8 protein-coding genes are annotated in these 12,364 nt (G+C 35.2%); 3 read left to right on the top strand and 5 right to left on the bottom strand.

All coding sequences use genetic code 11. The features are described 5' to 3' along the window. Positions 1 to 2 precede the first annotated feature (2 nt). The 3 genes from IRZ78_RS05915 (at position 3) to IRZ78_RS05905 (ending at position 3,213) form a co-directional block, all read left to right on the top strand. Positions 3 to 665 carry a hypothetical protein gene (locus tag IRZ78_RS05915; RefSeq protein ID WP_194615647.1) on the top strand — a complete coding sequence of 221 codons (663 nt, stop codon included), beginning with the start codon at positions 3 to 5 and terminating at the stop codon, positions 663 to 665. An 83-nt stretch (positions 666 to 748) separates the two neighbouring features. Beyond that, entirely contained in the window at positions 749 to 2,650 is a 1,902-nt protein-coding gene (locus IRZ78_RS05910) for a fibronectin type III domain-containing protein (protein WP_194615646.1), read from the top strand. A gap of 92 nt (positions 2,651 to 2,742) precedes the next feature. Continuing rightward, entirely contained in the window at positions 2,743 to 3,213 is a 471-nt protein-coding gene (locus tag IRZ78_RS05905; protein WP_194615645.1) for a phage holin family protein, read from the top strand. 84 nt (positions 3,214 to 3,297) lie between these two features. Here the strand turns inward: IRZ78_RS05905 and IRZ78_RS05900 are convergent, their stop codons facing one another. From IRZ78_RS05900 to IRZ78_RS05880, 5 genes are all read right to left on the bottom strand, one after another. Further along, complete coding sequence (locus IRZ78_RS05900) at positions 3,298 to 4,443, bottom strand: DUF1343 domain-containing protein (protein ID WP_194615644.1); 1,146 nt, start codon at positions 4,441 to 4,443, stop codon at positions 3,298 to 3,300. A gap of 290 nt (positions 4,444 to 4,733) precedes the next feature. After that, positions 4,734 to 6,038, bottom strand: a complete 1,305-nt coding sequence (locus IRZ78_RS05895) for a serine hydrolase (RefSeq protein ID WP_194615643.1) — start codon at positions 6,036 to 6,038, stop codon at positions 4,734 to 4,736. 5 nt (positions 6,039 to 6,043) lie between these two features. Next, positions 6,044 to 8,548, bottom strand: coding sequence for a family 20 glycosylhydrolase (locus tag IRZ78_RS05890; protein ID WP_194615642.1), 2,505 nt, complete (start codon positions 8,546 to 8,548; stop codon positions 6,044 to 6,046). 22 nt (positions 8,549 to 8,570) lie between these two features. After that, positions 8,571 to 10,043, bottom strand: coding sequence for a family 10 glycosylhydrolase (locus IRZ78_RS05885; RefSeq protein WP_194615641.1), 1,473 nt, complete (start codon positions 10,041 to 10,043; stop codon positions 8,571 to 8,573). A 310-nt stretch (positions 10,044 to 10,353) separates the two neighbouring features. Then, positions 10,354 to 12,192, bottom strand: coding sequence for a PQQ-binding-like beta-propeller repeat protein (locus tag IRZ78_RS05880; RefSeq protein ID WP_194615640.1), 1,839 nt, complete (start codon positions 12,190 to 12,192; stop codon positions 10,354 to 10,356). Between the last annotated feature and the right edge of the window lie 172 nt (positions 12,193 to 12,364).

The raw sequence follows: 12,364 nt of genomic DNA, 5'->3' as shown, positions 1-12,364 counted from the left end.
CAATGAATAAATACACTGTTTTAAAATGGGAAAAGCTATTGTTATGGCTCGTCCCTCCTATTCTTAGAAAAAAAACGCACATAGACTGGCTCGATGTTTTACTAACCCCGCTTCATACCATTTACGAAGAGATTCTTTATAAAATGCAGCATACGGGCCAGGTCATTTATCTGGAAAAAGTATTGAACGAAACCTTTAATCCTGACAAAAGTTACAATCCCAATGCAAGCACCAAACAAAAACGATCAGACAGGTTAATTTATATCGACGAATCGGTCAAACCTGCCTTACAATATGTATATCTGCACAAAGAGTATTACGAACCAAAGATTACTTCACCAGATGGCAATCTCGTCGATGGACCTTTAATGATCCCGCAATTAGAAGTATATACTCACGATGAGTATAAAAAAAATAAAAACTATAAACCTGTTTATCTCGCCCATCGTACAGATTATACACAAATAAATTATGCTAATTTCAGAGTATTTGTTCCTAAAAATTTAATCGACAATAAAACGATACTGAGTCAACCAAAGAAAGAAGGAATCGTGTCAAACACAGAAGTTATCAATGTGACAGATAAGAAATATAACGATCTCCTTAACTTTTATAAACTGGCAGGAAAGAGTTATGAAACCTATTCTTATTCAGCAAAAGATTAAGCTAAAAATTGACATAAGAAGAAATATTCTAAACATAAGAAATCAAAATAATATAAAAACAACAGACATTTAAATAAATAAAAATGAAACAAGTAAATTTTACTCATCCAGGAGGTTTTCCTCTTGAGCAAGAAACTTTGGAAAGACTACAAACGGCTTACAGATCTGAGTTATTTGGAGCTTTAAAAGGACATTTAAGTATTAAGACCAATAAGAACTATACTATAACTCCAGCAACGAACAACAAAAAAGGCTGGGCTATTATTCATCAGGAAGAAAAAGATCCTAAAGACGAAACAGCTGTAAAAATATTGCAAGGAATTTTATACCCTATTGAAAAAGGTACTCCAACGCAATTTCTAAAAACTACCAAAACAGGTACAAATCTAACATACGGAACAGGAGTATTACAAACCGCTTATTTTGATTATGATGCAAAATATATCACTCCGGATGAATACACTAATCGTCCTGCATTTCCTTCGATGACTGATGCCCTAACAGTATATTATTATGATTTGAATGATTTTGAAATCGTTAAAGATATTGAGGCAATTGAAACGATTATTCAGGCAATTAAAACAAATATCGTTGCAATAGAGTCAAATATTGACGGCGTTGAAGCAAACATCGATAAAATTGAAGCAGATATTAGTAGTAACTATCTTCCGCTTAAGGGATCAAAGGCAATGGAAGGAGATCTGAATTTGGGTTCTTATCAATTATCAAAGTTAGATATAAAAGAAACCCCTACAGCCAATGTAAGAGTTACAGATTTTAGACTGGGATCAAACTTAGGCAGAGCAATAGTAAACGACAGTACAAATCTTTCTTTAAATTATGGGTCAGATTGGGAAAATACAAATATTGGCGGAAAAGTATATTTAAACAATATCAGTTCATCCAATTCTACTGGTTCTTTGTTAGTTGTAGACAGTTCAAATCAGGTTACTAAAAGCAATACACTATTAGAATCACTTATTAAACGCATCACAGATTTAGAAGAAAAACCTGCAACAGCAGTGCCAAAAGGAATGATTGCCATTTGGGGGAAACCAGCTCCATTTCCTGAAGGTTGGGAAGAATATGTGCCATTGAGAGGTAGAATGCCTGTTGGATTTGATAGTACTCAGTTAGAATTTAATAATTGGACTGTAAGGGATGGAGGTTCTAAAAACAAAAAATTAACAATTGACGAACTCCCTAAAATAAGCCCTATAAATGGAACTGCATTAAAAAAAGGAGGCACTTGGGGAGGTAATAGTGGTTTGACAGTTGGAGATCATGCAAACGGGGATTATGTTGGAGGAGAATTAATAAAACCTTTTGGTGGCGATATGCCTTTTTCAATATTAAACCCTTATAGAGTTGTTCATTTTATAGAATACACAGGAAATATTACTCCGCCTGTCGATACAATAGCACCTACAAGTCCAACAATTTTAACAGTTTCAAAGATTGGCACTAAAAGTTTAACTTTAACCTGGACTGCATCTACAGATAATGTTGGTGTTACTAATTATCTGGTTTATAAAGACAATAGCAATACTCCTTTAGCCGAATTAGGAAAAGAAGTTCTAACTTATAATGTTACTGGGTTATCTGCCAATACTTCTTACAGCTTCCAGGTCAGAGCAAAAGATGCTGCAGGAAATTTATCTGTGCCAGCTACTGTAACTACAGCTACACTTGCAGCAGACTCAACTCCACCAACACTACCTTCATTTTTTTCTTGCGTTCATAATGGTCAAGGTTATATACTACTTGAATGGGCTCAATCACAAGACGACGATAGTCCCATAGATTATGAACTTTCGCGAAGTGCCTTTGGTTCCTTATTTACAGTTTTGAAAAAAAATCCTAATACGTATTATAGTGAGCAAGTTTCATCAAACGGAACATATACTTACAGAGTTAGAGCAATCGATCCTAGCGGAAATGCATCTGCTTATAAGGAAGCTTCAATAACCATAAGTTCTTTATAAAAAGTAAATTGTAATTACTAATAATCTTTTGGGGCATAAAAACCCCAAAAGATTTCTTACCGACCCCAAATAATCTCTAAAAACAAAAACCAATGATTCATAAATTTTCAGAATATTCGAATGAATTAAAACTACTGCTTTACGCCATTTTTATTTATTTAGAAATGGACACAGGAATTGTCAAAGTACTGTTTTACTTAATGGTAATGGATACCTTTCTTGGCATCATAAAAACCATTGTACTAAACAACAAATTCAGTTTTAAAAAATTAGCTCTAGGATTCGTTTCCAAGTTAGCCGTTTTACTAATACCAACCGCTTTGGCATTGATGAGCAAAGGGCTTAATTACGACTTCAATTGGTTTGTAACCATAGTTATGGATTTACTTATTGTAAGCGACGGTATTTCGATCATCAGTAATATTATTGCGATCAAAACAAAAAAAGAAGTCGAAAATTTCGATGCCATGACTCTGATTCTTAAATCGATCCGAAATCGTTTAATACAATTATTTAAAAGGCTACTAATTACAATCGACCCAAAATTTCATATCGAAAAATAAATATTTTATTCCATTATAAACTATTCCACAAAAAAAAGGGAATAGCCTTATGCCAATCCCTTTAGTTTTACTTTTTATTAAAGCTTACTTCTCTCTATAAATCAAATACTGTTGTCTCATTTTTTTAAAGTCCTGCAAACCTTCTTTCCAACTGTTTCTTATTTCCTGTTCTGAGATTCCTGCTTCGATTTGCTGTTGTAGTTTTTCATTTCCTGCGCGAATAGAGAATTTTCTTTTATCAAAAAATTTAGATTTATCTGCCGTAGTCTGATAAGCTTTAATCAGCCATTTAATTTCTAACTTATTAATTCTCGGAATTGCCGATAAATCCTCTCCATTACACTCTACTCCATTGTACAAAGGATCTTTGTCTCCAAAATTAGGTTTTGGAGTAAAGGCAAAATCGCTTTTTGGTAAATAAGGCGAGCCGTAAATCTGGAATTGTTTTTCGGTTCCGCGTCCCATACTTACATTCGTTCCTTCAAAAAGACACAAACTCACATATAAATTAATCGATTGGTCGTTAGGCAAATTTGGCGAAGGACGAACGGGTAAACTGTACGTCATGCTTCGGTTATAATTCAAACACGGAATCACAGTTAATTTACATTGAATGTCGTCTTTTAGCCATTTTTGTCCATTGATCATTTTGGCTTCTTCCCCCAAAGTCATTCCGTGAAGCAAAGGCGTTGGATGCATTCCTATTCCGCTTTTAAAAGCAATATCCAAAACAGGGCCGTCTACAATCGCAATATTCGGATTTGGACGATCCAGTACAATTAGCGGAATATTATTCTCTGCGCAAGCCTCCATAATTCTATGCATCGTAGAAACGTACGTATACAAACGCGTTCCCACATCCTGCAAATCAAAAACCATAACATCAATTCCCTTTAATTGTTCAGGAGTTGGTTTATTGTTTTTTCCATAAAGGGAAGTAATAGCCAAACCTGTTTTCGCATCAATTTCATCTGATACATGTTCGCCGGCATCGGCAGTACCACGAAAGCCGTGTTCCGGTGCAAAAATGGTTTTGATTTTGATATTTTTCTGAACCAAGAAATCAACGAGATGGATTTTCTCATCGATAATGCTGGTTTGATTGGTTACAATTCCGATTGTTTTTCCTTTAAGTAAAGGCAAATAGGCTGCGTAATTTTCAGCGCCTGTTTTTATTTTTTGCGCAAAAGATACTGTTGTAATTAGTACGCAAATTAATAGTTTTTTCATATCGTTTATTTTTTTTGCCACAGATTAGAGAATTAAAAAGATTTTTCATTTTGTTGCTGTTAATTTTTCACGCAGATTCTGCAGATTAAGGCAGATGAATTTAAATTTTATAATCTGTGCCTATCTGCTTAAATCTGCAGAATCTGCGTGAAACAAAAATCCTTCTAATCTTTTATCCTGATAGCTATAGGGAGTGGCTAAATTATTCTCTCGCAGATTTTGCAGATTCACAAAATTTAATTCGTGAAAATTTGTGCAATTCGTGGCAAAAAAAACGCGGTAACTTTTTTTTACTCATTAATTTGTTTCCAAATTTTAGCACTAAAATCATCTTTGTACATTAATCTATTCGTTCGCGTTGGATTTACGCGATTGGTAAGGATAATTAAAAACCTGTTATTATCAGGATTCAGAAAGAAAAAAGTTCCTGTAAAACCCGTATGTCCAAAATCATTTTTACCGTAAAATTCATCCGGTTTTCGTTTATCAAATCCAAGGCCGCGATAGATACCTTTTTTGGCCAAAGGCGATTTTGTAAACTGTTTCACCACTCGTGCCTTTAGAGTTTGTTTTCCGTGGTATTGACCATTATTAAGCAGCATCTGGCATATTACCGAAATCGATTGGGCATTGGCAAACAAACCTGCATTTCCTGAAACTCCACCCAAAAGAGCCGCCGCTTCATCATGCACATAACCTTTGATCGTATCTTTTCTAAAAAAATTATCAATTTCAGTTGGCATCACATTTTGTTCCGAAGTCCATTTTAGCGGATTGTATCCAATTTTTGAAATGCCTAATTCATTATAAATTCCTTTGGCCAATTGATCGAGTTTGAGACCCGTTTTTGTTTCCATCATTTGCTGAACCAAAAGCAAATTGAGATCACTGTACAAATATTTACCACGCGGATGCGTATTGGCAACCGCAATTTTAGCATAAACCGTTTGATAAAATTCGGGATTCAGCCACATGTTTTTGTAGATCTGAATATAATGCTCTTTAGGTTCGAAAGAAAGGTATCTTGTATCGTAAACAATATTCTTATTCACATACATCGTATCAAATAAATCAGGATAATTCTCAGATTGCTGATTGCTTAGCAAAGGCGAACCATCAGGCGTAGAGAGCAAACTTTGATAAAAAGTAATACTTGGCGTTAGTCCAGTGGTATGCGTTAATAATTCAAAAAGGGTTAAATCTGCAATAGCGGAGTTTTTATAGAAAGGAACAACATCTCCCAATTTATCCTGTAAACCTATTTTATCCTCGCCCACCAAACGCATGGCTACAAGAGTTGCTCCCAAAACTTTAGACATAGAAGCCAGATCATACACGTCGTCTGTTTTTACTAATTCTTTTTTTGAATAATCATGATATCCATAATTTTTCAAAATAAAAACAGAATCTTTACTCCCTACCATGATTTGCGCTCCGGGAAAAAATCCTTTACCCAGGGCATTATTCATCATCGAATCAATGAAAACTTCATTTTGCTTTGTATCAAAAGACTTTTTTGAATTTTTAAGGGTCTTGCAACTTATCCCTAAAAAAATCAAAAAGACAAGTACGACTCTCACTCCTGTTTTTTTCATACTTTTTATGGATTAATTCTTAAGTCCTGAGCAGCCATCAAAGGTTCATTGTTGGTGGCTGTAATCACAATCTTTACTGCTTTTACAGGCTGTTTTGGATAGATAGATGCATTTCCGTAATCAAAACTGTCTCCTTTTTCAAAGTCAACACCATTGTATGAATATTCTACATGACCGTCATTGACAATAAATCTCGGGTGATGCGGAATTCCTGTCAATACATCAATTTTCGAAGAAACAACGGCATTGGTAAATGTGTATAAAATCCAGTCGCCATTTGCGCAGGCAACATCGGTACGCAAATACGTTTCTATATTATAATCTTCTAATTTTGAAATAGGAAATTTAGGGTTATCCGCCATCGATGACGTTACTTTTACTTCTGGCTCTAAATAAGGAGAACAATTGAAATTTACTTTTGCAGCAGATTCTTTTGCTTCTTTATTGTCCACAACAAAATCCAAACGATAGGTATTTTTTTCGTTATAATTTTCGATCACAAATCGCAAACGGGGTTTTGATTTTAATGTTTTTTCTTCTGCGTAAGTTTGTATCAATTTATCATTTTCAAAAAGTGAAACCGATTTAATAATTCCGCTTGTGCTTCCATCAGCTATTGGATCAAAAGTTAAGTACCAGATTCCTTTTTTGTCTACATTTTCAGAAATATTCTCTGAAATGTTCAACACTTCAATTTTAGAGGTATTCCAGTTGGCAACCGGTAATTTATCGACTTTTACAGCAGGACTTGCCACATCTTCATTAAAAAAAGTACGGAACATATATTGTTCGTATTCTTTGGTCTGAATCGGGCTTGTATACAAAGGCGATTGTCTTGTAGGTTCATTTCCTTGCGCATCATAACGCACAACAGCTCCTTCATAAGGCGGGGTTACCGTAATAATTCCGCTTTTGTAAATTGCTGTTGGCGGAAAATCCCTAAAAGCAATTCCCATATTGGCCAAACGCTGTAAATGACTGTGTGTTAATCTTCCATAAAAATCATCCCAGTTTTTATCTTCCTTTTTAGTCCATCCAATTTCTGATAAAGCAGCAATTCTCGGATAACTTTGATATTCCATAAATCGCGTCGGGCGATCCAGATATTCACTCCACAAAGCACCCTGAACTCCTTTTATAAGTTTTTGCTGTTCCGGTGTTAAATCATCATTAGGAATTGGTTCAAACGAATACGCTCTTTTGGTATCTGTAATAGCTGCCCAGCGATGTCCGCGCTCATTTTCAGATTGTGCCATATCAAAATACGTATATTGTCCCGGCATCATAATGGTTTCATGACCTCTTTTAGCCGATTCAATTCCGTAACTTATTCCCTGCCACGCACTAATCAAGGTATTTGGATTTATTTCTCCCCCTTTTAAAATTTCGTTCCAGCCATTTGTTTTTTTATGATATTTATCCACAATGGTTTGAACTCTTCTAAAGAAATAATTCTGAAGCTGAAAACTATCTGTAAATCCTTCTTTCGCCATCAAAGCCTGGCATTTTGGACAATGCTCCCAGTTAGCACGATTCACTTCGTCTCCTGCAATATGAATATATTCAAAAGGAAAAAGTCCCGAAACCTCTCTAATGATCGAATCTAATATTTGGTAGTTTTCTTCACGACCAACACACCAGACATTTTTTACTTCACCCTGAACACTTTTAAGTTCCTGCGTTATAGCACAACCAATCTCCGGATACGCTGCTGTTATCGCACGCGAATGTCCCGGAATTTCAATTTCGGGCATTACAGCAATCCCTCTGGCAGATGCATAAGCTACCACTTCTTTCATGTCTTCCTGAGTGTAAAAACCACCATAACGTTTGTCTCCTGAACCGTACGATGGCAACAATACTTCACCCGGTCCTCTCCATGCTCCTTTTGCAGTTAAATCCGGCATTGATTTTATCTCGGCTCTCCAGCCGTTATCATCCGTAAGATGCCAGTGAAAAACATTCATTTTATGTGCTGCCAGCCAATCGATATAATTTTCAACCGTTTGTTTATCAAAAAATTGTCTCGAACAATCCAGCATCATTCCGCGCCAGTCAAAACGAGGGTAATCTTCGATTTTCACAAACGGAATTGTTCCTTTTTTTACGTCTTTTGCAGAACAAATTTGTATTAAGGTCTGAAAGCCATTCAGCACTCCGTTTGGCGTTTTTCCTTTTACCAGAACTCCTTTTTTATTTACTGTCAATTGATAACCATCATTTGGAAGATTTATTTTTTCATCTACCAAAAGTGCTATTGTATTTTTTTCCTGTTTATTTCCATTAACAACTGATGCCGTAATTCCTGTAGTTTTAAAAAAATCACTTGCAATATAAATAGTGCTTTTCTCTATTTTTTTGTCAATAATAATCTTCAAAGGAGAAGGAATTACAAACGCATTATCTTTCTGTTTTATTTTTACAGGCCTCGGGATTATATCCAGTTTCTGAGCCTGTATCGTATTCAGCGAACTCAGGAAAATGGCGATTAGTAAAATACTTTTTTTCATCTTTTCAAGCTTTTTTATTGTATTAAAATTGTATCGGACTGCTCTCTGTTTGGGTATTACTCAAAGCGGTAATGGCATAAGTATATTGCTGTAAATTAGCGTTCGGAACCTCTAATTTTGTTGCTGTAGTAACATAATAAATATTCTCCGGATTAGAGAAATCGGTTATTTTTGATTTAGGAAATCTATAAATCACATATTTCTGATTGTTTACACCAGCTTTCCATGTCAGCACTGCAGTACCTCCTTTTTGAGCAATCGAAACATTTACTGGCGGCTGAGGTTTTATCCTTGTAATTCTATTGGCTTCAGGTGTTAAGGCAATATATTTATATTGTTTTTCCATAAGAGGTTTTCTCAGCGTATCACCTTTTTTCAGGAAATTAGTTGCCGTAAAATGCATCGAACCATCAAGCAAAGGCATTGATCTCACGATTTCTATTTGCTTCACAATTTGATCCGGACTTCTCCATTCTACTTCTTTTGCTGTTTTCGAAAGTTTATAAACCCCATGACCTACGTAAACATTTGCCCCGTATTTGTGTGCTGCCCACCATTTTGCCAAAACCTCAAAATTAGCCCTGTCAAAACCAATGTGCCAATACAATTGAGGCGTTACATAATCGATCCAGTTTTCTTTTTGCCATTTCAAAATATTGGCATACAAATCATCATAATTCGTAGCTCCAGCCACTGTGTTAGAACCTTGTGAATCTTTGGCAATATTTCGCCAGACTCCAAAAGGTGAAATTCCAAATTCGATATCTGGTTTATTGGCAATTATCGTGTCTCGTATTTGCCTGATAATCAAATCGACATTGTCTCTTCTCCAATCGTCCTTGTCTTTAAACTGGCGAGGCTCTTTGGCGAAAGCCGCCTGATCAGGAAATTCCTGTCCTGCAATTTTATAAGGATAAAAATAATCATCCATATGAATGGCCTGAATATTATAATTACGAACTATTTCGCCCACTACAGAAGCTACAAAATCTCTCGTTTCTTTATATCCCGGATTAAAATATCTGGTTTTTCCATAGGTAAGAAACAGTTCAGGTTTCTTAAAAAACAAATGATTTTTTGAAAGCACTTCGTTTGTCGTATCTTTTTGCACACGATACGGATTAAGCCAAACATGAACACTCATTCCGCGTTTTCCGGCTTCATCGATCATTAATTGCAGCGGATCAAAACCCGGAGCAACTCCCTGAGTTCCTGTAATCCAGTGTGATGCAGGTTCTTTGGTCGATTTGTAATAAGCATCTGCAGTAGGACGAATTTGAAAAACAACGGTATTCAGATTATAAGATCGTAAATTATCCAAAATCGTAATCATTTCGGTCTTCATTTCCTTGTCTGACAAGCCAGGTTTCGATGGCCAGTCGATATTGTCTACTGTCGAGATCCAGGCAGCACGCATTTCTCTTTTTGCTGGTTGCTGGCTAAAAATATTGGTTTGAAACAGTAATAATAAAATTAAAATCTTTAAACTTTTCATAAATATTATTTTTGGTTAGTTAATATAGTTTTATGTTTTTTTGGCAGGAGATTTAACCGCAAAGTTCGCAAGGTTTTTACGCAAAGTTCGCTATGCTATTCCATCTGTTTAGTTCTTTATTTCAGTAATTTCTGGAGTCTATTTTTCTCTCGCAGATTCAGCAGATTCAATTCACGGAAATTTGTGGAATTGCTTCGCCTGTTCGCTGTCGCTCGGGCTATGGCGAAAAAAATCCTTTAAATCCTTTAATCTGTGGCTAATAAAATACCTAACAGGTTTTAAAAACCTGTTAGGATAACTAACTACATAACTACTCTAATAAATAAATACCGCCTTCTATAAGCGATGTCCAAACTTTTCCCTGATCGTCAACCGAGAAGCCGTTTACACTGGAACTTCCTAAATTGATTTGTTTTATAATCTCAAATTTTTCAGCATCCACAACAACAACTTCACCTTTTCGGCTGCCTGTATAAATCTTATTTTTATTTTCTAATATTCCCGCGGGATTGTGTTCGTATCCTAGTTTTAAATCCAAAATTTTGCTTTGGTTTACCAAATTTTCTTCCGTTAGTTCCAGATCATCATTAAGCGGTAATCTTAAAAGTTCGCCTTCCATTGTTTTGGCATAAAACCATTTTCCGTCCTGACCTTTCCCCATCGATTCCCTAACTTTCCATTTTGAAGTTCTTAAAAGAGTTTTACCGGTTTCTATTTCTAAAATCGTCAGAAAACGTTCCGGAGTAACCAAATAAAGTCGTTTTTTTGATGCCACCATATTTACATTTCCGGCAGAATATAAAACTTGTTTATTGTTACCATTATTCCATTTCCAAATGAGCGTTCCCGTATTTTTATTCAAACAATAAACATTGGTATCCCATGCGCCAAAAATAATTAGATCGCCATGTATCAAAGGAACTCCCTGCGAATAAGACTCCGGTAATTTATTCTGCCAGATTATTTTTCCGCTAATTGCATCAATACAAATAAATGCATTAGAACTCGCTGTATAAAGTTTATTGTTTTCGACAATCGGCGAACCAACCAAAATTCCGCCAACAGGAATGCTCCATTTTTGTTGACCCGAGTCTTTATCAAATCCCACTATATTTCCTTCTATTGTACCCACAACAAGAACATTTTTGACCATTACAGGCGAAAAATAAATGACATTTCCTGTTTCTGTTTTCCAGTTCAAAGTCTTATTCTTTAAATTGACTGATTGTATTTCACCAATAGAATTAGCAAAATAAAGGTTCTTTTTATCGAAAGAAGGAAGACTATAAATAGAGGCAATATCTTTTATAAACGGAGGAAAACTATTGTCGAAAGTATCTTTTGGAATCTCTATTTTTGAAGGTTTCGTTGGAACTGAAAATTTAAAAATGCCTGGTTTTTCCAATTCCTTCTGATACATACTAATGCTATCTTTACTAATAATTACCTCATTGTAGCTTTTTGTTTTTCCGTCGCGGGATGTAATCGATGCGCCCATAATACCACTCAAACCGGAAAAATCATATTTTTTTAAAGTATGTCCGTGACCACAGAAACTGACAACTGTAGGATATTTTTCTAAAACAGAAAGTACTTCTTTGTAATTACTCACGCTATTGTCTAACGGATAATGCGCAAAATTCAATACTTTTTTATGGCTGTTTTTAAGGCTGTCTTGTAACGTTTTATCCAGCCAAAGCACATCTTCGTGTTTTACAAAACCATCTCCCATTTTCATATAAGGCCCACACGGAAATCCGATAAAAAGATATTCTCCTTTTGAAAATACAAAGCGGTCGCTGCCCCATATTTTTTTATAGGTTAAACCGGCACTTTCGCTCCAATTGGTTTCGTGATTTCCTGAAATAACATAATAAGGGATTTTTAAATTCGAAAGAATAGCATGAACATTTTTAAGTTCGTCATCGGCGCCACGATTGGTTAAATCTCCTGTTACCACCACAAATTCATTATCAGATTTATTGATTTCTTTTATAATATTCTGCAGCAAAAAATCATTCTCATTTCCCGGAGAAACATGCAAATCTGTAAGCTGTACAAATTTGATGTTACCTGATTTTTCTGTTTTTTGGCTGAAGCCTGACGCAATTATAAAAATTAATAATATTCTGGAAAATAGATATTTCATGGGTTTGTTTTAATTTATTTTGAAACAAATTCTATTATGATGGTGTTAGATTAACCACAAAGCTTTTACGAGATGTTCGCAAAGCTTTCTTTTAATCCATATATTTTTTTTCTCAAGCAGATTCAGCAGATTTAGCAGATTTAATTCGTGACAATTTGTGCGAGTTGTGGCG

This window comes from Flavobacterium sp. CSZ (genome assembly GCF_015350725.1).
Classification (GTDB): domain Bacteria; phylum Bacteroidota; class Bacteroidia; order Flavobacteriales; family Flavobacteriaceae; genus Flavobacterium.
The sequence above is the reverse complement of the archived record's forward strand: the minus strand, read 5'-3'. Positions and strand labels throughout refer to the sequence as shown.